Origin of the sequence: Povalibacter uvarum (genome assembly GCF_014202975.1) — a bacterium.
Lineage (GTDB): Bacteria > Pseudomonadota > Gammaproteobacteria > Steroidobacterales > Steroidobacteraceae > Steroidobacter > Steroidobacter uvarum.
Map to the genome: position 1 here is coordinate 1 of NZ_JACHHZ010000005.1, position 21,817 is coordinate 21,817.

The 21,817-nt window shown below is 65.0% G+C and carries 19 protein-coding genes; 13 read left to right on the forward strand and 6 right to left on the reverse strand.

All coding sequences use genetic code 11. The features are described from left to right. Positions 1-123: 123 nt before the first annotated feature. On the reverse strand, positions 124-2,754 hold the full coding sequence (locus HNQ60_RS19425) for a tetratricopeptide repeat protein (RefSeq protein WP_184334451.1): 2,631 nt from the start codon (positions 2,752-2,754) through the stop codon (positions 124-126). A 156-nt stretch (positions 2,755-2,910) separates the two neighbouring features. Between HNQ60_RS19425 and HNQ60_RS19430 the strand changes: the two genes are divergently transcribed. From HNQ60_RS19430 to HNQ60_RS19440, 3 genes are read left to right on the forward strand one after another with little or no spacing between them, the layout of a single operon-like run. Further along, positions 2,911-3,216: a hypothetical protein gene (locus HNQ60_RS19430; RefSeq protein ID WP_184334452.1), complete on the forward strand. Its 306-nt coding sequence runs from the start codon at positions 2,911-2,913 to the stop codon at positions 3,214-3,216. Positions 3,217-3,270: 54 nt separating this feature from the next. Next, on the forward strand, positions 3,271-4,146 hold the full coding sequence (locus HNQ60_RS19435; protein WP_184334453.1) for an alpha/beta fold hydrolase: 876 nt from the start codon (positions 3,271-3,273) through the stop codon (positions 4,144-4,146). Positions 4,147-4,177: 31 nt separating this feature from the next. Next, positions 4,178-4,459: a PGPGW domain-containing protein gene (locus tag HNQ60_RS19440; RefSeq protein ID WP_184334454.1), complete on the forward strand. Its 282-nt coding sequence runs from the start codon at positions 4,178-4,180 to the stop codon at positions 4,457-4,459. A 140-nt stretch (positions 4,460-4,599) separates the two neighbouring features. On the opposite strand, the gene cls is transcribed toward HNQ60_RS19440, so the two are convergent. Both cls and HNQ60_RS19450 read right to left on the reverse strand, forming a co-directional pair. Then, positions 4,600-5,997, reverse strand: a complete 1,398-nt coding sequence (gene cls / locus HNQ60_RS19445; RefSeq protein WP_184334455.1) for a cardiolipin synthase — start codon at positions 5,995-5,997, stop codon at positions 4,600-4,602. A gap of 61 nt (positions 5,998-6,058) precedes the next feature. Then, positions 6,059-6,283: a hypothetical protein gene (locus HNQ60_RS19450; RefSeq protein ID WP_221304314.1), complete on the reverse strand. Its 225-nt coding sequence runs from the start codon at positions 6,281-6,283 to the stop codon at positions 6,059-6,061. Between the two features lie 253 nt (positions 6,284-6,536). On the opposite strand from HNQ60_RS19450, the gene HNQ60_RS19455 reads away from it, so the two are divergent. Then, entirely contained in the window at positions 6,537-6,710 is a 174-nt protein-coding gene (locus HNQ60_RS19455; RefSeq protein ID WP_184334456.1) for a DUF1328 domain-containing protein, read from the forward strand. 193 nt (positions 6,711-6,903) lie between these two features. Here the strand turns inward: HNQ60_RS19455 and HNQ60_RS19460 are convergent, their stop codons facing one another. Next, entirely contained in the window at positions 6,904-7,680 is a 777-nt protein-coding gene (locus tag HNQ60_RS19460; protein ID WP_184334457.1) for a response regulator, read from the reverse strand. Between the two features lie 215 nt (positions 7,681-7,895). On the opposite strand from HNQ60_RS19460, the gene HNQ60_RS19465 reads away from it, so the two are divergent. The 5 genes from HNQ60_RS19465 to HNQ60_RS19485 all read left to right on the forward strand — a co-directional run bounded on the left by HNQ60_RS19465 (position 7,896) and on the right by HNQ60_RS19485 (position 12,736). Continuing rightward, a complete protein-coding gene (locus tag HNQ60_RS19465; protein ID WP_184334458.1) occupies positions 7,896-8,078 on the forward strand; it encodes a NepR family anti-sigma factor in 183 nt (60 codons plus the stop codon). A 17-nt stretch (positions 8,079-8,095) separates the two neighbouring features. Beyond that, a complete protein-coding gene (locus tag HNQ60_RS19470) occupies positions 8,096-8,668 on the forward strand; it encodes a sigma-70 family RNA polymerase sigma factor (protein WP_184334459.1) in 573 nt (190 codons plus the stop codon). Positions 8,669-8,701: 33 nt separating this feature from the next. Beyond that, a complete protein-coding gene (locus HNQ60_RS19475) occupies positions 8,702-10,471 on the forward strand; it encodes a sensor histidine kinase (protein WP_184334460.1) in 1,770 nt (589 codons plus the stop codon). A gap of 51 nt (positions 10,472-10,522) precedes the next feature. Beyond that, positions 10,523-11,605, forward strand: coding sequence for a PA0069 family radical SAM protein (locus HNQ60_RS19480; RefSeq protein ID WP_184334461.1), 1,083 nt, complete (start codon positions 10,523-10,525; stop codon positions 11,603-11,605). Positions 11,606-11,995: 390 nt separating this feature from the next. Next, entirely contained in the window at positions 11,996-12,736 is a 741-nt protein-coding gene (locus HNQ60_RS19485; protein ID WP_221304315.1) for a hypothetical protein, read from the forward strand. Between the two features lie 327 nt (positions 12,737-13,063). Here HNQ60_RS19485 and HNQ60_RS27955 read toward each other — a convergent pair whose 3' ends face one another. Both HNQ60_RS27955 and HNQ60_RS19490 read right to left on the reverse strand, forming a co-directional pair. Beyond that, positions 13,064-13,186 carry a hypothetical protein gene (locus HNQ60_RS27955; protein WP_281382793.1) on the reverse strand — a complete coding sequence of 41 codons (123 nt, stop codon included), beginning with the start codon at positions 13,184-13,186 and terminating at the stop codon, positions 13,064-13,066. A 45-nt stretch (positions 13,187-13,231) separates the two neighbouring features. After that, the gene (locus tag HNQ60_RS19490) at positions 13,232-13,651 is read right to left on the reverse strand and encodes a hypothetical protein (protein ID WP_184334463.1); all 420 of its coding nucleotides are present in this window, start codon (positions 13,649-13,651) and stop codon (positions 13,232-13,234) included. On the opposite strand from HNQ60_RS19490, the gene HNQ60_RS27960 reads away from it, so the two are divergent. From HNQ60_RS27960 to HNQ60_RS19510, 4 genes are all read left to right on the forward strand, one after another. Then, a complete protein-coding gene (locus HNQ60_RS27960) occupies positions 13,650-15,686 on the forward strand; it encodes a hypothetical protein (protein ID WP_184334464.1) in 2,037 nt (678 codons plus the stop codon). The genes HNQ60_RS19490 and HNQ60_RS27960 overlap by 2 nt on opposite strands. Before the next feature lie 26 nt (positions 15,687-15,712). Then, on the forward strand, positions 15,713-16,987 hold the full coding sequence (locus HNQ60_RS19500) for a hypothetical protein (RefSeq protein ID WP_184334465.1): 1,275 nt from the start codon (positions 15,713-15,715) through the stop codon (positions 16,985-16,987). A 70-nt stretch (positions 16,988-17,057) separates the two neighbouring features. Then, positions 17,058-19,376, forward strand: coding sequence for a serine/threonine-protein kinase (locus HNQ60_RS19505; protein ID WP_184334466.1), 2,319 nt, complete (start codon positions 17,058-17,060; stop codon positions 19,374-19,376). After that, positions 19,373-21,805: a PEGA domain-containing protein gene (locus HNQ60_RS19510; protein ID WP_184334467.1), complete on the forward strand. Its 2,433-nt coding sequence runs from the start codon at positions 19,373-19,375 to the stop codon at positions 21,803-21,805. The genes HNQ60_RS19505 and HNQ60_RS19510 overlap by 4 nt, the downstream gene beginning before the upstream one ends. Positions 21,806-21,817 lie beyond the last annotated feature (12 nt).

Genomic DNA, 21,817 nt, shown 5'->3' on the forward strand with positions numbered 1-21,817 from the left:
AAGGCCACGACAAACCTTAGGCTTCGAGACTCCAGCAGATACACTGGCTCGCAGTGTTGCATCGACCGTTTGACTCCGGTAAAGCCGGACCCACAAGTAGAATCCGCACCCCTGCTCCGCTCTCTAGTCTCGCTCACCGCTTCCCAGCTTCTCCCTCGTCTGCCTCGCCAGCGCCGCTCCCTCTCCCTGCGTCGTGACCAGCGCCTGATAGTTCTCGCGCAGCAATGGCATCCCCTCGTCCCTTCGTCCTTCCGCAATGAGCGCATGACCCAGCACAGTCTTCGCCACCACGATGGGTGCGCTGTCGGGCTGCAGTGATTTCTCAGCCATCGCGATGGCGCGGCGAAGCGTTTGCTCAGCGTCTGAAGGGTTGCCCTGACCCAGTTGAGCGCGGCCCAGCGCCGCCAGAGCGGATGCCACGTAGGGGTGATCGGCAGGCAGTGCTTCTCGATAGATCTCCAATGCTGCTCGAATGTCCTGTTCGGCTGCCTTCGCGTTACCGCGGTCCAGTCGCACGTTCGCGAGACTGACGAGATCGTGGCCGACGAACGGATGTGTGGCGCCTCGCGCGAGGCGGTCATTCGCCAGCACATCCGCCAGCACTTGTTCCGCTCGCTCGAGATCGCCGGTCCGACGCAGGTAGCGGCCGTAGTTCGCCATCGCATCGAGCGTGTTGGGATGGGTGGGGCCGAGAATCCGGCGCAGCATCTGCGTCGATTCCGCGTACATGGGCTCGGCCTCGGGCAGCTTTCCCTGCATCTGCAGCGCGACCGCGATGTCGTGAACGTGCATGGCCACCTGCGGATGATCCTGGCCGAGGGCCTGGCGATCGATGTCGAGCGCGGCGCGGTACAGGGTCTCGGCCTTCGCGAAGTCACCGCGATACGTGTAGAGACCGGCCAGCTCATTCATTGCGGACGCGGCAGCAGTGGTGCGCTCCTGGCCGTGTCGGCGATACAGCGCCAGAGACTCGTTGAAGTAGCGTTCGGCCACATCGAGCGTGCCGCGACGCTGTGCGAGCTTTGCCTGTGCCAGCAGCGTCGGTGCGATCTCGATCGACTCCGGGCCTTCGAGCTTGCGCTGCATGTCGATCGCCGCGTTCAGGCGCTTGTCGCACTCGTCCAGCTTGCCCTGTTCGCAGAGGACATTGCCGAGCTCGACCAGTGCGTTCGCGACTTCGGCGTGTTCCGGGCCGTGAATGGCGATGCGGGACGCGAGCGCCTCTTCCAGTAGTCCGACCGAATCCGGGTAGAGGCCGAGGCTGCTGTACACGCGGCCGATCGTGCCGAGCAGTGTCGCTCGTGTTTCCGGCTGATCGGTGAGGCCGACATTGACCCGCCGGGCGCCGATATCGAGCAGCTCACGGGCGGTAACCTGGTTGCCACGGCTGCGCGACGGATCGGAGAGCTCGAACAACTCCACGAGGAACGACGACACCTGTTCGGCGCGGGCGCGCTCGGCGGCGACGACGTCACGTTCTCGGGCTATGTGCCGCGCCTGGATATAAGTGATCGTGGCGAAAATGATCAGCGTGACGATCGCCGCGGCGGACAGGGAAACAGCGACCGTATGCCGCGCCACGAACTTCCGGGTGCGGTAGATCCAGCGATCGCTCGTGGCGATGACCGGTTCGCCGTCCAGATGGCGCTGCAGGTCGGCGGACAGCTGTTCCGCCGAGTTGTAGCGGCGCGAAGGGTTCTTGCGCATCGCCATCATGACGATGTTGTCGAGGTCGCCCCGCAATTCCTTGCGCAACCGGGTCGGCGTCGTCGACCGCGTGGCGACGATGCTCGCCAGGGTCTGCTGCGACTCGGAGGCGGTGCGATCCACCATCGCGCTGGGCAGCGCGGCCTCCTGTTCGCAGATGATGCGTTCCATGTCGGTCAGGCGGCTGCCGACCAGGTGGAACGGCTTGCGGCCGCAAAGCAGCTCGTAAAGGAGCACACCGAGCACGTACACATCGCTCGCGGTCGTGATCGTGTCGCCGCGCACCTGCTCCGGGCTGGCATGCGCCGGCGTCATGACCCGATAGTCGATGTGGGTCATCGCGAGCGTGTGCGCCGAGTGCCGGGTATCGAGAAGCTTGGCGATCCCGAAGTCCAGCAGTTTCACCTCGCCCGATGCGGTGATCAGAATGTTGTTCGGCTTCAGGTCGCGGTGAACGATCAGGTTCTGGTGGGCGTAGTGCACGGCCGAACAGACTGTTCGCACCAGCGCGATCCGCTCGGCGAGGGTGAGGCGGCGCCGGTCGCAGTACGCGTCGATCGGCTCCCCGTCGATGTATTCCATGACGAGGTAGGGCGTACCGTCCGGCGCGCGCCCCCCGTCGAGCAGCCGGGCTATGTTCGGGTGCTGCAGCCTTGCCAGGATCTGGCGCTCGGTGCGCAGCCGGCCCTGGACCTGCGGGGTGAACGCGCCCGCCCGGACGAGCTTGATGGCGACGACCTGGTTGTATTCCTCGTCCGCCCGCTCGGCCAGGTAGACATCGCCCATGCCGCCGGAGCCCAGCTTGCGCACGATCCGGTACGGGCCGAGACGCTGACCTTCGACAGGTTCGACCGCGACACCGGCGGTCTCCTCGGCTTCGATGTCGTGCCAGTCCGCGGAGCCCTCGTCCTGGAGCACCATCATCACTCGCGACAGCAAGGTCTCGTCGGCACCGCATGCCTTGCGCACGAAATCGGCGCGTTCGCGCGGCCCGAGTGCCTGCGCCTGCAGCACGATGCTTTCGAATTTCGGGTCGTTCTCGTTCATTCAAGTTTCGTGTGCGAGCCGACCCGCTTCGATCGGCGCGATGACGCCGCACGCATCATGCACCAGCGGCTTGCGGGCGTGTAATATCGAAAGCGCGGATAACGCCGCAAATTGTGCAACATGGATCGGAATCGGGGACTGACCCGGAGGTGACTCATGGCGACGAAGAAGAAGGCGGGCAAGAAGAAGGCCGCCAAGAAGAAGGGCAAGAAGAAGGTCAAGGCGAGCATCGTTCGCACGCCGCAGAAGAAGGCCAAGACCAAGAAGAAGGCGAAGGTAAAAGCGAAGGCAAAGCCCAAGGCCGCTGCGAAGGTCGTAAAGGCGAAGCCCCGCAAGAAGGCGGCGAGAAGGAAAGCAGCTCCGGTCGCGGTAGCGGCGCCGGCTCCAGCCCCCGCGCCGGAAGCGCCTCCGGCCGAAGACTCGGTGGGAACGCTCGCCAGCATCGTTCGCATTCCAGAGTGATCGGGATACGGGGCGCCATGTCCGCCGTGGCTGGCGCCCTTCCTTTCGTTTCCGATGAGCTACACCGCCCGACGCATTGCGCAACCCGACACCCTCCGGTTGCGCGGGCTCGATTTCCAGCTCTATCGCTGGCCGGGCGAAGATCCGGATCCGATCGTCCTCCTGCATGGCTGGGGCGACAGCGCGGAGACGTGGCAGTTCGTTGTCGATGAGCTGTCGCCACGCCGCACGCTGATCGCTTTCGATGCGCGAGGCTTCGGCCGCACCCAATGGCCGGATGACGGCTATTGGTTTCCTGACTACCTCGCCGATCTCGAGGCGATCCTGAACATCGTCGCTCCCGGCCGTCCGATCGACCTGGTCGGTCACAGCATGGGTGGCAACGTCGCGATGATCTACGCCGGCGTGCGGCCGGACCGGATTCGCCGGTTGATCAACCTCGAGGGCGTCGGACTGACGCCGACGAGCGCCGATCAGGCGCCGGCGCGTTATCGGCAGTGGCTCGATGAAGTTGCCGACGGCAGCCGATTCGCAACGTATGACACTTTCGAACAGTTCGAGTCGGTACTGGCGCGGCGCAATCCGCGTACCTCGCCGGATCACATCGCCTTCATCGCCCGATCGTGGGCGCGCACCCGGGACGACGGCCGGATTGAACTTCGATCGGATCCGCGGCACAAACGAATCAATCCCGTGCTGTATCAGCGCGACCAGGCCGAAGCCTGCTGGAACGCGATCGCCGCGCCCACGCTGCTGGTCATGGGAGCGAAGTCGGAATTTGCAGAGCGTCTGAAGCCGCAGATCGCTGAAGAGAAAATCGGCGCATTGCTACGCCATGTCAGGCTCGCAACGATCGAAGAGGCCGGGCACATGATGCATCACGAGCGGCCGGCGGCCGTGGCGGAACTGATCGAGACGTTTTTTCGTTGAGGGAAGACCTGTCGTAAGTTGACGAGCGTCATTGCGGGTCGAAATCGTGACGACATTCCTGCGCATTACCTACAAGTGGGCGCGACGTTGCGCCATCGCACTGGTGGGCGGGACTGTGGTCCTGATCGGGATCCTGATGATCGTCTTCCCAGGGCCCGCGATCGTGGTCATTCCCGCCGGCCTCGCCATCCTCAGTCTCGAATTCGCGTGGGCGAAGGACTGGTTGCGTCGCGTCAAGGCGGGCGGCAACTACATGATGAACTCGGCGGCGGGGTATTGGTCGCGCAGGAAGAAGACGGACCGCGACGTCTGACGCCCTGTCAGACAGCGATTTCCCGCCTCGTCACTCCCGCGAAAGCGGGAGTCCATGCCCTTCACGACCTGGAGATGGATTCCCGCTTTCGCGGGAATGACGAGCGCTGCGGATCGAGCGCTGCGGATGACGACAACGGCTCACAACCAGTACGACAGCAAACTGCTCGCCGCCTCCTTGATCTTGTCCGACAGCGGCCGCTCGCGCCATTTCTCCAGATCGAGTTCGCGCGTGTCTTTCAGATCGCGTTCGAAAACAGCCTCGAGGCGCTGCGCGAACCCGCTCCCCACGACCACGGCGTTCACTTCGTTGTTGTGCAGAAAGCTGCGCATGTCCAGGTTGGCTGATCCGACCATCGAGAGTGCACTGTCGATCACCGCGGTCTTCGCGTGCAGCAGCGCGTATCGCTGTTCGTAGATGCGCACGCCGCCTTCGAGCAGCTCCTCGAAGGTGCTGCGTGACGCGTGGAGGATCAGGCCGGAGTCGGTGAAGCTCGGGACGATGAGTCTCACGTCGACGCCGCGTTTCGCTGCGGCGATCAGTGCCTGACGGAATTCCTTGTTCGGCGCGAAGTAGGCGTTCGTCAGCCAGAGGCGCTGCGTCGAGTGTTCGACCACCGCCAGGTAGGTTGCATAGATGCGGGTTTCCGTCTTGTCGTCCGCATCGGTGGCGACGGCGGCAACGAGCTCGCCGCCGGCAGGTTCCGGAGCAGGGAAATACAGGGGATTCGCGTTGTCGATCTTGCCGCCCGCGCGCGTCCACGTTGCGAGGAACAATGCCTGGAACTGCGTCGCGACCGGTCCTGCCATCTCGACGTGCGTGTCGCGCCAGGCCTCGTCGCGGCCGGTTTCGGGGCCGGGTCGAGTCGTCGACGAGCTTTCATACGTGCTGCTGATGTTGATGCCGCCGGTGAAGGCGATCCGCCCATCGACGACGACGATCTTGCGGTGATCGCGGTTGTTGATCTTCCAGGGCAGCGGCGTGCGAACGGGATCGAGCGGGCGGAACTCGCGTACTTCGACGCCTGCTTCGCGCATGCGATCGAAGAACGCCCCCGGCGTGGTCACGCTGCCGATCGCGTCGTAGATCACGCGCACTTCGAGGCCCGCACGCCGACGCGCGATCAACAGGTCGCTGAATTCGTGACCGACTTCGTCGTCCGCGAAAATGTACGTTTCGACGTGGACATGATGCTTGGCGGATTCGATGGACTTGCGGATCGCGGCGAGTGTCTGCGGACCGTCGATCAGCAGTGAGACCCGGTTGCCCGCGACCAGCGGCGCGTCCGCTTGCGCGCGAAAGGCGTCGATCAGTTCGCGGACGTGCTCATCGTCCTGTGCGGGCGCGAGACGTCTATCGACGAGTTGCTCGGCTTTCGCTTCGCTGAGCGCACCGCTCGCGGTCACGATGGCGGGCGCCACCGTTTCGCCCGGTACGACCGGGCGCGCCTTGGGTGTCGCGCAGCCGGTGCAAAGCAGCGCGACGATCAGCGTCGCGAATCGAAAGGGAATCCTGGAAGGAGAGAACACGTCGCGCATGGGAAGGCGTTCTCGTGGCGACGTGTTCTGCCCGTACTGCAAGACAGCGTGAGAGTAGGGACTAATCCTTCTTCAGCTCGTCGGCGGCGTCCTTTGCACCTTCGCGAACGTCATCGACGGCATCGTCGAGCTTGTTCGAGGTCGATTCCTGGCCGTTCTTCATCGTGTCGATCGCCTCGTCGATTTCTTCACCGGCCTGTTCGACGGGCCCTTTGTTGTCGCACGCCGCGAGGCCGAGCATCGTTGTGCAGGCAAAGGCGGCGAGAAGTAGGGATCTGCTGCTCATGAATATCCTCCGCTGAGGGGCTGTGAACTCGGTTGTGAACTCAATAGAGCTCAACGGACAGATTGCTGAGCTCACCCGTCGGCGAAACGTCCACGCGCTTACCGAAGTTCCGGCGCGATGCATCGCTGTCGGTGATCTTCAGATCGCTGCTCGAGTTTTCGTCGCTTGACGCCGACCCGGTGCTGGAACCAAGGCGATCTTCGGACGTTCCGTCGCAGAGCGGTTCATTCGCAGTTCATTGCCGGAGGTTGTCATGTTGTCGTGGGCACTTACGTTCTTCATCGTCGCGATCATCGCGGCCGTGCTGGGTTTCAGCAGCATTGCTGGCGCTGCAGCAGGCATAGCGAAGATCCTGTTCTTCATCTTCCTGGTGCTGACTCTGGTCGCACTGGTGGCGGGCGCGATGCGCGGAAGACCACCGGTTTGACGAGAAGGCAGCTAGCTAGAAGTCAGCTAGCCGGCTAGCCATTAGCTGGTAGCCAGATGAAGAGAAGGGGCCGAATGGCCCCTTCTTTTTTTGCGTCCAGTGTTGACGCTGCGTCGGCGCAAAAAAGAGCGGGGCATTTGCCCCGCTCTTAGTTCTGAGCTAGTTGCTAGCCGGCTAGTGGCTAGCTGGCTTTCTACGCGAAGAGCAGCGCCTGGCTAATGGCGACTCTCACCGTCTCCGGCACGAACGGCTTCGTCACCAGGAACGTCGGTTCCGGTCGCTCACCCGTCAGCAGTCGTTCCGGGTAAGCGGTGATGAAGACGATCGGGACGTCGACTTCGCTCAGGATCTGGCGCACCGCGTCGATGCCGGAGCTGCCGTCGGCGAGTTTGATGTCGGCGAGGACGAGCTCAGGGCTCGTGCGGCGGGCTTCGCGCACTGCTTCATCGCGCGTCGTTGCTGTCGCGATCACCTTGTGACCCATCTCTCGCACGATGCTCTGCAGGTCGAGGGAAATGATCGGTTCGTCCTCGATGATGAGGACCTTCATGCTCGGCTGGCTCGAAATTTCTCGCACTGCCTGGCCGGTCATGCTCTTCACGTCGTCTTCGGACACCCCGAGGATCTTCGCGGCGTCGCTCGTGCCGAAGCCTTCCATCGCTGTGAGCAGCAAAGCCTGGCGATGAGCGGGCGTGAGTTCTTTCAGCCGCTTCTCGACGTTATCGGCGGCGACGGGGCCGGACCCGGCGACAGGACGCAGGTCGAGATTCGTGGTGTCCCACAGGCGGTGGAACAGTCGATAGAGCGCAACGCGCGGCGAGGCATCGGCGCCGAGGACCGAGGTGTCAGCCACGATCGCTTCGAGGCACGCTCTCACATAGGCGTCCCCGCTTTGCTGGGTACCGGTGAGCGCCCGGGCATACCGGCGCAGGTAGGGTAGGTGCTCGGCAATCGCATGAGCTAGAGCCATGATTACTCCATCGTTCTTTGTCGCTGAGAAATGCATGTCACTTTACCGTGCGCATGCACCCGCGCCCCGCGGACGTGACGCTAGTATGTATGAGGGGTCGGGAATGTTCCCTGACCGTGGAACTTTTTCCTGGTCGCCGGCGTTGACTGGCGATTCCCACAACTAAGTCAGTGCGTCGTCGGCCGTAAGCCGGCATTTCAGCAGCCATTCCATCCATGAGCGAAAAAATCAGGCCAGATCAGGCGACTCCCGCTTCGGGTGACCCTCCTGCCGAGCAGGTGCCCGATTGGCTGGGCAATCGTCTGCGCCGCATGTTCTCCGACGTGATGGAAGAACCCGTTCCGGACGAGTTCAAGGCATTGCTGAAGCAGCTCGAAGACAAGGAGCGCGGGTCCTGACCGGGCCGGTACGAAACATGGCCGCCCAAGACCCTTTTCTCGACCAAGTCACTGCCTTGCTGCCGGCGCTGCGTGCGTTCGGCCGCTCCTTGTGCGGCGATCCGGCGCGCGCTGACGATCTCGTGCAGGACACTGTGCTCAAGGCATGGACCAACCGCGAACAATTTCAGTCCGGCAGCAACCTGAAGGCCTGGCTGTTCACGATCCTGCGCAATTGTTACTACTCGGAACTGCGCCATCGCAAATTCGAAGTCGAAGACCCTGAGGGTGTCTGCGCGGCGCAGTTGTCCGTCGCTCCCATCCACGATGCCCGGCTGCATCTGCGCGATCTCAACCGGGCGCTGCAGGAGTTGCCGAACGATCAGCGCGAAGCGCTCGTTCTGGTCTGCGCGACGGGACTCTCTTATGAAGAGGCGGCCGACGTCTGCCAGGTGGCGGTCGGTACGATCAAGAGCCGTATCGCGCGGGCGCGCGACCGGCTGATCGAGCTCCTGGGCGAGGATGCGGCCTATGTGACGGATCCCGCTTCGGCCACGGAACTTCGCAACGACGGTGTTACGATTTCTGCAGGTCGCGCCAAGGCATCCTGAACACCGTGCGCTGACTAATATCCTGCGTCAGCCATGAAGTATCAAAAGCCTGATGCCGCGCCGCGCCGCTGGTGGGGGCGCAACGCCGGTCTGCGTCCGCGACTGGTGCTGATCGTCGGTATCGCCATGCTGGCGCCCGGCGTGCTCGCCGTGCTGCAGGCGATCTCCGGCTACAACAGCAGCGTCCGCTACCTGCAGCAGAATCTCGCCCAGGCCGCGCAGCTCGCGGCCAACGAAGAAGAGAACATGATCTCGGCGTCACGCGAGATCCTCACGAGCCTCGCGGCTCATCCCGATGTGCGGGTCGGCCAGGGCGCCGCATGCCGTCGCGCACTGCAGAGAGCCATCGGCGGCCTCGATCAGTACGCCGGCGCGATGGTGCTCAACGCCGATGGCGTGACGACCTGTTCCTCGAGCGCCATGAAGTCGGTCATCACCGTGGCGAATCAATCCTGGTTCAAGGATGTGATGTCGGGTGATGCATTCGTCGTGAGCGACCTCGTGCAAAGCGAATGGCTGGACGAGTGGGGCATGGCGACGGCCGTGCCGCTGGTCGATGACACCGGCGTGATCAGCGGCTCCGTCGCGCTTTTCATCGGCCTGGACTGGGTCACTCGCCGTTACCAGCATGCCGCGTCGGATGGAAATACGGCACTCGCGCTGCTCGACAGCAAGGGTGATCCCATTACGTCGAAGGGCGACAACTCGCCGTTGCTGGAGGGATTGCCCCGTCCCGATCTGATCGACGAGCACCTGCGTGCACGCACGCAGACATTCACCGCTCGCGGGCGCGACGGCACGTGGCGCCTCTATGCAATCAGTCCGCTGCTGGATGGACGCATCTTCGTGATTCTCGGCACGCCGGTACTGGCGGCGATGGGCCCGCTGGCATTGCAGGTGGCGTGGGGCGTGCTCACACCGCTGCTCATGTGGGGGCTCGCTATCGCCGTCGTGTGGTTCGGCATCGAACACTTCGTCGTTCGCTGGATCACCTACCTCGATCGCATCACCTCGGCGTACGCAGCGGGTCGTCATACCGTGCGGCCGGAGCGTGTCGAAGCGGCACCCGCCGAAATCCGCAGTCTCGGCGAAACGTTCGGCCGCATGGCCGATACGATTTCATCGCGCGAAGCGGAGCTGCGCGAGTCGCTCGCCCAGAAGGAAATCCTGGTGCGGGAGATTCATCACCGCGTGAAGAACAACCTGCAGCTCGTCATGAGCCTGCTCAACCTGCATGCGCGCCGGATCCGCGATCCTCGCGCCGAAGCGGCGTTCGCCGAGGCCCGCAGCAGAATCAATGCGCTCGCCACGCTGCACCGGCGTCTCTACGAGTCGGAGAATCTGCAGGAAGTGGATCTGCGCTGGTTCCTCAAGGATCTTTGCGCGGAGCTTCGGCGCGGCGGGCTCGCAGGCACTCAGGATGTCGATCTCACCGTGACGGCAGAGGAGGAAGTGATCGGCCCTGACGTCGCCGTGCCGCTCGGTCTGCTGGTGACCGAAGCGATCACGAATGCGTACAAGCACGCGTTCACAGGCGTCGACCGCGGACTCATCGAAGTGATCGTCAGGCGCGAGTCGGATACGCAGTTGCTGCTGCTCGTCCGCGACAACGGTCGGGGTTACGACCCGGCGAGCGAAACGGAACCGGGCGGACTGGGCCGTTCGCTCATCGATGCCTTCGTGCGTCAGCTTCACGGCGAGCTCGAGATCAACTCGGATCAGGGGGTTGAAATGAGGGTGAGATTCCGGGCACCGCTCGCCCGCGTCAGCCAGCCGCAGAAGGAGGATCAGTTGGTGCAGTGAAGCACATACGGCGGGTGCATTACTGGTTTTATATACAGTATGCTCCTGAGCATGGCCACACCCAACCGACCTGTCCCCCGCACCGGCCGCGGCGCAGTGTCCAATCCCGAAGGCCGCTTCGAGAAGACGACCACGCAGCCCGTGGATGACGGCTGGGGCAGCCTCGATGAGCCCCTGCCGCCGCTCGAAACGATCGTGCGCGCCGATCCGGCGCGGTCGATCATTGCCCGCAATAAATCTCCTGACATCGCGTTCGACCAGTCGATCAATCCCTACCGCGGCTGCGAACACGGATGCATCTATTGTTATGCGAGGCCCTCGCACGGCTACGTGAATCTGTCGGCCGGACTCGATTTCGAGACCAGGCTCTTCTACAAGCAGGATGCCGCGCGGCTGCTGGAAGGTGAGCTCGCCGTACCGGGCTATCGCTGTTCGCCGATCACGATCGGCGCCAATACCGATCCTTACCAGCCGATCGAGCGCGAGTACCGGGTCACGCGCAGCATCATCGAGGTGCTGTCACGATACCGTCATCCGTTCTCGATCATTACGAAGAGCGCGATGATCGAGCGTGACGTCGATCTGCTCGCGCCGATGGCCCGCGACGATCTCGTTCTCGCGCTCGTCAGCGTGACCACACTGAGCGGCGAGCTCAAGCGGACTCTCGAACCGCGGACGGCATCGCCCGCGGCACGATTGCGAGCAATTCGAACGCTCGCTTCGGCGGGCATTCCGGTCGGCGTCATGGTCGCGCCGGTCATTCCCGTGCTGACAGATTCCGAAGTCGAGAAAATCCTGGAGGCTGCCGCGGAGGCAGGAGCACGTTCGGCCGGTTACGTCGTGCTGCGACTGCCGTACGAAGTGAAGGATCTGTTTCGCGAATGGCTGCGGACGCACGAACCGCTCAAGGCGGAACACGTCATGAGCCGGATGCAGGCAATGCATGGCGGTCGCGACTACAACTCCGCCTGGGGCGTGCGGCAGCGGGGGCAGGGCGAGTATGCGGCTTTGCTTCATCAACGCTTCAAGGCAGCCTGCAGGCGCTACGGACTGAGGACAGGCGAACGCTTCATACATAACGTCGGCCTGTTCCAGCGTCCCGTCATCGGACCCGAACAGCTCTCCCTCATCTGAAGCGGCTGCATGCGGCGCCGGGGCGGAAATTTTCGCGCCGGCCGAACGTACAAAGCCGAAACAAAGCTGCGCGTTTTCCCCCGGATGCCTTGTACGAACCTTGGCGTATACTCGAACGCAATCGAGGAAAGTCGACACTCAATTACAGTTGGCTGAAGTCGAGCGGCGAAACTTCAGGGACGACCTTCCGCGTTTCCATCCTGGAGAGTCTTTCAGATGCCACGAGAGTATTCCGGTCGCTCCGCGGACCGTGACGCATCGACGCCCACATCGACAGCGTGTGGGTGTGGCGCGAACGCGCCGCGCACGCAGAGCGATTGCCTCGACAGAAGCGCCGGGTCGTCTGTGTCGCGCAACGGATCGTGGCGTGTGGCGGTGGCGATCCTGTCCATGTCGGGCATGGCCGGTTGCATGACGGCGAAGATCGAGGAAGTCCGCGATGCACCGACGCGCATCACGGCGAACGAGGCAGTCGTGCTGCTCGCGAAGCCGCATCTCGAAGGCACCGGCACCGAAGACAAGTTTCTCGACTGCCTCGAACGCGAGCTCGTCGGCGAATCGTTCTCCGCCGATCACGCCAGCGCGAAGAAAAGCGGCAAGGACCGCGACCCGCGCAGCAACATCAAGGACAAACCTTTCCAGGTCTATGCTGACGATCAGTTCGTGGATGCTTTCTATCCGTGGCTCGAGCCGAGCACGGCGCCGGTGAACCCGCAGGGGTTCTCCACCTTCCTCTCGCGTCCAGGCGTTTCTGAACGGGTCAGCTCGCTGGGCGTTCGTTTCATCGTATGGGTGGACGGCGTGACGCAGAAAACCGACGGCGGTGGAAGCATCGCTTGTGCGGTCGGTCCGGGTGGCGCAGGCTGTCTCGGACTGGGTTGGTGGGAAAAGCAGTCCGACTACGAAGCCACGGTCTGGGATTTGCGTGACGGCGTGAGCGCCGGCACCGTGAGTACGGACGTGAAAGGTACGTCGGTCATGATCGGTGCCGTGGCGCCCATTCCCATCATCTCGCCGGTGCAGAGCACGGCATGTGACCGGCTGGCGAACCAGTTGCGGTCCTTCCTCGTGGGTGCCGACGATGAAGATCCGGTCAACGCGCCGCCCAAACAGACGAAGGCGGCGGAATAGCGGCACCGACGGACAGATCGGCTCATATAAGAAAACAGGTTCAGGGGGTTGTGCGGCGATGCTGGGGACGTGAGCGACATTGGTGAAGTGAGATGGCAGGTCGATCGAGGCGGTGGGCGTCGCAATACTCAGCCCGCGTTCAGCTCAGCGGCAGCACGATAAACGGCGCCGCTGCGACCGTTGCCAATGTGACCCGTCCTCCAACATCCGACCTGACCCGGAGAGTGCGATGAAGAGAAGCCAGGTACTCGATCGGCTACTTATCGCCGCCGCGCAGGTCACAACCGTAGGCACCATCTCCGCCTTCCTCATGGGCGGGTGCGCCGGTCAGCAGTCTTCCTCCAGCATGCCCTCATCGACGATGCCTTCGGGCGGTTCGTCGGGATCGAGCGGCGGTTCTTCCGGTTCTTCAGGCGGTTCCAGCGGCGGCGGCGGCAGCAGCTCCAGCATGCCGAGCGGCGGGTCATCGGGCGGCGGCTCGTCCGGCGGCGGCAGTCAGTCGATGCCCTCGGGCGGATCCTCCGGTGGTGGCGGCGGTGGCGGCAGCAGTTCCAGCATGCCCGGTGGCAGTTCGGGAGGCGGTGCCAGCGGCGGTGCTTCCATGCCGTCGATGCCTTCCATGCCCTCGATGCCGAGCGGCGGCAGCTCCGGCGGATCGAGTGGCGGCAGCCAGGGCGGCTCACAGGGATCGTCCGGTGGTTCACAGGGATCATCCGGCGGTTCACAGGGTGGCTCATCAGGTGCCGACGGCGGTTCATCCGGCTCCATGGGCGGCTCCACCGGTTCATCGGGCGGATCGTCTGGGTCGTCGGGGGGTTCGGCCGGCTCGATGGGTGGCGGTGCTTCGGGAGGTGCTTCCGGAGGCTCGGCCGGTTCGATGGGCGGTGGTTCATCCGGTGGTGCCTCGGGCTCCATGGGTGGCGCCGGCGGCCAGTCGGGCGGTGACGGCGGATCGATCGGCGGTGCGGGTGGACAGGCCGGGGGCGGATCGCAGGGCGGCGCTTCGGGGGCAGGCGGCGGCTCATCCGGCGGCGGCGGTCAGCCCACGCTCGGAATGCCTTCAGGCAGCAGTGGCGGCGGCCAGGCGGGTGGCTTCCCAACGCCGAACATGGATACAGGTGCCTCCGGCGGTGGCGGTCAAAGCGGTGGCGGCAGCCAGGGTCAGAGCGGCGCCGACGCAGCAGGCGGTGCCAGCGGCGGTGCGTCAGCCAACGAAAGTATTTTCCAGGGCTCGAGCGGAGCTTCCGGTGCGCAGAGCACCGCGAGCGGTGGCGCATCGGGCGGCAGCAGCGGTCAGTCGGGAAGTTCAGGCGGATCCGCGGGATCGTCAGGCGGCGCGGCAGGAAGTGCGGGCGGATCCGCGGGTGCATCTGGTGGCGCAGCGGGCGCAATGGGTGGCGCTTCCGGCCAGGCCGGCGGTAGCCAGGGCGCAGCCGGTGGCGCTTCAGGTCAGGCCGGCGGTAGCGGTGGAGCATCAGGAAGTGCTGGTGGTTCTGCCGGTGCTTCGGGTGGCGCCTCGGGTCAGGCCGGCGGTTCAGCGGGTGCCTCGGGCGGCGCGGCCGGCGCGACGGGGGGAGCTTCAGGGCAGGCCGGCGGCGCATCAGGAAGCGCGGGCGGTTCAGCAGGCGCTTCAGGTGGCGGCGCGGCAGGCACGATGGGTCAGGCTGGCGGCGGCGGTGCATCCGGCGGTGCTGGTGCATCGGGTGGAGCAGATGGCGCTGCCGCGGGCAGTGCCGGCGGTTCAGCGGGTGCGTCCGGTGGCGCCGCAGGTGCCATGGGTGGAGCCGCAGGCCAGGCGGGCGGCAGCGCTGGCGCGGCAGGTCAGGCTGGTGGTGCCGGCGGCGGAGCAGGTGACGCGTCCGCGCAGATGGGTGGTGGCGCGGCCGGCGGCGGTGCATCCGGAAGTGCCGGTGGCGGAGCGAACGGCGACGGATCCTCAGGTGCAGCCGGACAAGCCGGCGGCAGTGGAGGAGCCGGTGGAAGTGATGGCAATGGCGCGCAGGGTGCGGCCGGTGGCGCGGGCGAAGCGGGCTCAGCCGACGGCGCGAACGCGAATGGCCAGGGCGGCCAGAACGGCGGCGGCCAGAACGGTGCAAACGGCAGTGCCGGCGGCCAGGGCGGACAGAGCGGAGCCAGCGGCGGCGCTGATGGCCAGGGTGGCCAAAGTGGCGGTGATGGCCAGAGTGGTGGTGGTGGCCAGAGTGGTGGCGCATCCGGATCGACCGGCAATGCCGATGGCACGAGCGGCGGCGGATCGAACGTTTCAGTCTCGGTAGCGCTTCCGGCAATCGTGCCGGTATTTGCGCCGACCGGCGGCTCACCCGGCGGACAGAGCGGCGGCGGCGCCCCAGGTGGCGCGGGATCTCCCGACGGCGCAGGTTCGCGTGGTGGTGCAGGTGGCGGCGGTGGCGCCGGGCCCATGACGACGTCCGAGCGCATGGCGCACATCGACAAGCAGTTCGATATTTCCCTTGGCGTGTTCGACGGACGTATGCGCGACGAGCAGGCCGAGATTGCCGGTCAGCGCAGCGGCCGCGGCGGATCGGGTAACGGCTCAGGCGCCGGCGCGGGCGGCAGCAATGACTCAGGAGCTGCCGGCGGTGATGGCGGTGAGGGATCCGGTGACGGCAAGGGCGGCAGTGGACAAGGCAACAGCCAGGGCAATGGCAAGGGACAAGGTCAGGGCCAAGGCCAGGGCCAGGGTAGCGGCGGTCAGGGGACCGCCGGGGATTCCTCCCAGGGCGGCGGCAGTCGCGGCGGCGGCGGCGGTGTAGGCGGTGGCGGCCCGAAGGGCGGCGGCGGTCCGAGCACGGTGCCGGCCGACATTCCCGACGGCAGCGACGATGATGTGGTGGCGCGCCAGCTGCGCGAGGCCGCGATGGCGGAGACCGATCCCGAGCTGCGCGAAAAGCTGTGGCAGGAATACCGGCTCTACAAGAAGGGAAGCTGATCGAAACCGGACACGAGTTGACGACCATGAACGGCTCCATGCGACAGGTTTCCTCGAAGCTCGCCTCCCCACTGATGGTCCTGGCGCTGCTGGCATCCAGTGGTTGCGTGACGCATGAGACGCGCCCGCAGCCGCGGCTGAATGCGATCCAGGCGGCGGAAGAAATTCCCGAGGCCCAGCTGCTCGATGTCGGCGTACGCCTCTTCGACGAGAACGTGCCCGAAGACGAAAAGAAACGGGAAAAGGAACGCATCTTCCCCGACGTGCGCAAAGCGGAAGCTCGCTACCTGGCGATGCAGGTGCGCAATACGCTCGAGGGCTCGGGTCAGTGGGGCCAGGTGCGCGTGATCCCGGTCGATGACGAAGCGCTCGACGTTCGCGTCTCGGCGAAGATCCTCGAATCGACGGGCATGATGCTGCGTCTCGCCGTCACGGTGGACGATGCCACCGGCCGCGTGTGGTTCCAGAAGGAATACGAGCAGCTCGCCGATACCCGCTCCTACAAGGACACCACCGGCAAGCCGCGCGACCCGTTCCAGAATCTCTACGCAACGCTGGCCAACGACATCCTCGCGCATCGCCAGACGCTGGTGGCGGCGGATCTCGAAACGATCCGCAACGTCTCGGAACTGCGTTTCGCCCGGGATCTGGCGCCCTATGCATTCGAGAGCTATCTGGGCACGGACAAGAAGAAGGGCACGTACCAGGTGCTGCGGCTGCCTTCTTCCGACGATCCGATGCTGGTCCGGATGGATCGCATCCGCGAGCGCGACTACGCGCTGCTCGATACGGTCAACGAACACTACGCCCTGTTCACGGACAACATGTCCGAGTCGTACACGAACTGGCGTCGTTACAGTCACGACGAAATCGAAGCGCATGACGAAGCACAGCGCTCGGCGACGACGCGCAAGCTGCTGGGTGCGGCCGCGATCATCGGCGGCCTCGTCATGGGCACGCAGTCGAATACTTACGTAGGTCAGGCGGCTGCCACAGCCGGCGTGTTCGGCGGTGCGTACGCGGTCAAGAGCGGTTTCGACAAGGGTGCGGAAGTGAAGATGCACTCCGACTCCCTGAAGCAGCTGGGCGAATCCTTCCAGGCCGAGATCCAGCCGATGGTCGTCGAAGTCGAAGGCCGTACGCTGCAATTGCGCGGCACCGCAGAAGAGCAGTACCAGGAGTGGCGGCGGCTGCTCAAGGAACTCTACGAGAACGAGACAGGTCTTCCCGTTGTCACGGCGCCCGTCGCCGACGGGCAGGCTGCAGCCCCCACGGCGAATGCCGGCGGTGGCACACGATAGTTTTCCGTCACTACCTCTCTACAATTCATTCATGCTGGAAAGCGGGCAGGAGCTCTCTGCAAGGTTCGTCTTGGTTCGCGCCCTCGGGTCAGGCGGCAGCGGGAGCGTCTGGCTTGCGCAGGACAAAGAGCTCGGACGCTTCGTCGCGGTCAAGGTGCTGGCCGATGAGTTGATGCAGGACGTGGCTGCGGTCACGGCGTTGCAGCGCGAATGCGACCGGCTGAAGGCGCTGGAGCATCCCAACATCATCCAGGTCGACGGAGTGCATCGCTCCGCCCGGCACACCTGGATCGCAATGGAGTACGTATCGGGCGGCGACCTCACTTCCTGGCGCGGCCGCGGCGCGACTGAGGTCCTGAGAGTCACGTTGCCGATCGCCGAGGCTCTCGCTCACGCCCATCGTGCCGGCGTAGTGCACCGGGACGTCAAGCCGGCCAACGTCCTGCTGACGTCGGATGGCGTGCCCAAGCTGACCGATTTCGGCATCGCGCTGGCACTGAACGAACTGCCTGCCGCCCGCGCGGGCCGCGGTTCCCTGTTCACGATGAGTCCGCAGCAACTCGACGGGGCCGCCGCCGCTGCGAGCGACGATGTTTACGGATTCGGTGCGCTGCTCTACGAACTGCTCTCCGGCTACCCCCCGCTGTATCCGAACGCAACGCCGGAAAGCATTCGCAACGAACGTCCTCGCTCGCTGACGGAAGCTGCATCGGTGCCTGCTCCCCTCGCACAGCTCATCGATCGCTGCCTGGAAAAATCTCCCGCGGATCGGCCGCCGGGCATGGACACGATCGTGCGCGAACTGACCGCGGCGATGGCTGGCATTCCCGCGGTAAACATTATTCAGACCCCAGCGGCGGTTTCGCGTCCTGCCGTGGCGCCGCCATCGATCCGCCCGCCGGTGGCGCAGGGCGAGCCGTTGCGCAGCGAATGGAAGCGGCCGGCAGTCACTGCGCGCAGCGACGACGAATTGCGGCGACAGGGTTTCCGTCGCGGCCTGGGAGTCGCCGTGGCGATTCTCGCTGTCATCGGGATCGGGTTCGTGTTCTTCGCGCTGCCTCGCTGGTTCCCGGAAGCGCCGAAGGCGAAGCCTGCGCAAACCGCAAAGGAAGTCGAGGCGCCGAAGACCGAGCCGCGCAAGGAAACAGACTTCGCCGCGCTGGCACGGGCGAAACAGGAAGCCGAGGAACAACGCACCGCCATCGAAGGACGCTTCGAGAAGCTGCGCGCCCGGGCTGTCGATCTGTGGGGCGGCGCGGAGTTCAAGCAGGCAAGCGACGAACTCGCAGCCGGCGATCGCGACTTCGCGGCTCGCGAATACGTGACGGCACGAGACCACTTCAAGGCTATCGCACCGCTGATCGACGTGTTGGAGAAGCGCGCGACGGAAGTACTCGCGCATCAGCTGGCGGCAGGCAATAAGGCAATCGCCGAGGGCCGGTCGGCCGACGCGAAGACAGCTTTCGAGCTCGCGCTGAAACTGGACGCCGGAAACGCGGTCGCAACGCGCGGTCTGAAGCGATCGGCAACGCTGGATGAAGTGCTCGCGCTCGTCGCAACGGGCGAACGGCTGGAGAAGGAAGGCAACATCACCGCTGCCGCGGAAACCTTCCGCAAGGCGCTGGCGCTCGATGCCGATACTGCTCGTGCCTCGGACGGCCTTGCGCGCGTCGATGCACGAGTGTCGAGCGACGCGTTCGCTAGTTCGATGGCGCGCGGATTCGATGCTCTGACGGCTCGCCGATACGGCGAAGCACGATCCGCTTTCGATGCTGCTGCCCGCGTCCGGCCGGGATCGCCCGAGGTCGCTCAGGCCCTCAGGCAGATCGAACAGGAGGAGCGCACTCGCAGCATCTCCGCCAAACTCGAAGTCGCGAGCGCATTCGAGTCGAAAGAACGCTGGGCGGAGGCGTTGAAAGAGTATCGCGATGTCGTGCAGCTCGATTCGACTGTTGCGGCTGCCAGCGAGGGGGTCTCCCGCACAGCGCCGCGAGCGCAGTTGAACGAAGAGCTCGACCTCTATCTCACTCAGCCCGAGCGGCTCTTCAGTGCGCCGGTGCGCAGCGCCGCACGCCAGACGCTCGGACAAGCGAAGCAAGTCGCGCCGGCAGGTCCGGTGCTTCAAAAGCAGATCGCGACGCTGAGCGACTGGCTCGCCCGCGCCGATGTTCCTGTGCAAGTCGCCCTCAGGTCAGACAACCTTACGCAGATCACGATCCATCGCATCGGTGCACTCGGCAGTTTCGAGCAGCGCTCGGTCGAACTGCCTCCCGGCAACTACACCGTCGTCGGGACGCGGCCGGGATATCGCGATGTGCGGCGTGAAATCCATGTCGTGCCCGGCACTGCGTTGCAGCCCGTCGTCGTTCGCTGCGAGGAAAAGATTTGAACGCATCGGCACTCCAGGAAGAAACCCTGATCGTCCGCGAACCGCAGGGCGAGCGGCGCTTTGGCGCGCCCGATTTTCCTCTCGGCTTCGGCGGCGCGGGCAGCGTCGTGGTGTTGAGCGGCCGGCCCGAAGGCGTCGAAGCGTGGCTCGGCGTGCACGAAGATCAGTTGTTCGTGCAGCCTGCCGAAGGCAAGGATGTGCTCCACAACGGGTTGCGCATCACGCAGTCCGCCTGGCTGAAGGCGGGCGACGTCGTGAACCTCGGCAACGCGCGCCTGCGGGTGGTGGAAGATCGCGGACAGCGAACGATCGAAGTCGATGACGGCAGCGCGGGCAACATCACTGCACCGCCGATCATTCAGCACGATGCGCGGTTGCGAGGCGACAGCGACGCGGAAGCAGAGCCGATCGCGGCAGTGCGCTTCCGCGCGAGCGAAGGTGCGGCGCGCAAGCGCACGGTGACTTTCAATCCCACTCGTGTCTTGTTGACGGTCATTGCACTCATCGCCGGTGGCGTGCTGTGGTTCGTGCTCACCGCGACTTCGATCGGTGTGTCGACAGCGCCGGTGAAGGCCCGGATCGATATCGCGGGAGGATTGCCGGCGGTGCCGGTGGGCGGGCGCTTCCTGCTGCGGCCCGGCGAGTACACGATTCGCGCAAGCTCTCCCGGATACGCGCCGGCTGAGATCAAAGTCAAAGTCACCGAAGCCGCCAACCAGCAGTTCGCGCTCTCGCTGGCGAAGCTGCCCGGCATGCTCAGCATTCAGGTCCCGGTCGAAGCGAAGCTGTCCATCGACGGCCAGGAAGTCGGCTCCGCGCCCGGCGAGTTCGAGTTGCAGCCGGGCACCCACACCGTCGCGATCAACGCGCCGCGATATCAGCCTTTCAGCGGCACCGTCGAGGTCGAAGGGCTCGGCAAGAAGCAGGTCTTCACACCGGCACTCGTGGCCGCCTGGGCGAACGTCACGATCACGTCCGAACCGGCCGGCGCGCAAGTCATCGTGGCAGGTGAACAGCGCGGCGTGACACCACTGACCACCGAAGTGATGGCGGGCAACCAGCCGCTCGAACTCAGGCTCGAAGGCTTCAAGGCCTGGACGACCGACATCCAGGTGAAGGCGAGCGAAGCGATGACGGTCGGTCCAGTGCGGCTCGGATTGCCCGACGGTCGACTGGCACTGCGGTCCGAGCCTTCAGGTGCGAGCGTGACGATCAGCGGCGTGTATCGCGGCGTGACACCGCTCGATGTCGAGGTCCGGCCTGATATGGAGCAGTCGATCGTGTTCTCGCGCCCCGGCTACGAGCCGGCGACGCGACAGGCGACGCTGAAGTCGGGCGAAAGGCAGACGATGAGCGTTGCGCTCACAGGCGTGTACGGTGAAGTCGCCGTTCGCGCGCAGCCCGCCGATGCCCAGGTATTCGTCGACGGCAGACCCGCCGGCAATGTGAACCAGACGCTGCGGCTCGTCGCGACGACCCACGAGATCGAGATCCGCAAGGCCGGGTTCGTCGATTTCAAGACGACGGTTACGCCCCGGCCCGGTTTGCCGCAGGTCGTCGAGACGAAGCTCCTGACGGCGGAACAGACGCGCATCGCCGCGACACCCGCTGTCGTGACGACGAAGGTGTCGCAGCAGCTGAAGCTCATGCCGCTCGGTCGATTCACCATGGGCAGTCCGCGCCGCGAGCCGGGCCGTCGTGCGAACGAGGCGCAGCGCGACGTCGAGTTCAAGCGCGGGTTCTATGTGGGCGTGCGTGAAGTGACGAACGCCGAGTTCAAGCGCTTCAAGTCCGATCACCGCTCCGGAATCGTGCCGCCGAACACGCTGGAGCTCGACAATCAGCCCGTCGTGAACGTGCGCTGGGAGCAGGCGGCCGCGTACTGCAACTGGCTGTCGGAGCAGGAAGGGCTGCAGCCTGCTTACGTGAAGGACGGCGAGTCGCTCGTGCCGGCCAATCCGATGACCAATGGCTACCGATTGCCGACCGATGCGGAGTGGGAATGGGTTGCCCGCTACTCATCCGATGGCAAGGCGCGTCGTTATCCGTGGGGCGATGCGTTGCCGGTGGCGCCTGCGTCGGGCAACTACGCCGACTACACGGCGCGCGTCGTGTTGCAGGACATCGTGCCGGGTTACGACGATGGTTACGCCGTCACCGCGCCCGTCGGGAAATTCCCGCCGAACGTGCTCGGACTCTATGACATCGGCGGCAACGTCGCGGAGTGGGCGCACGACTACTACACTGTCAGCACCGACTCGACCCAGGTCGCGGTCGATACGATGGGCCCGGCGCAGGGCAAGAATCACGTGATCCGCGGATCGAGCTGGAAGCAGTCGAGCGTGACCGACCTGCGTCTGTCCGCGCGCGACTTCGGCGACGTGCAGCGAAACGACGTCGGCTTCCGGGTCGCGCGTTACGTGCAATGAGGACGGGTGACT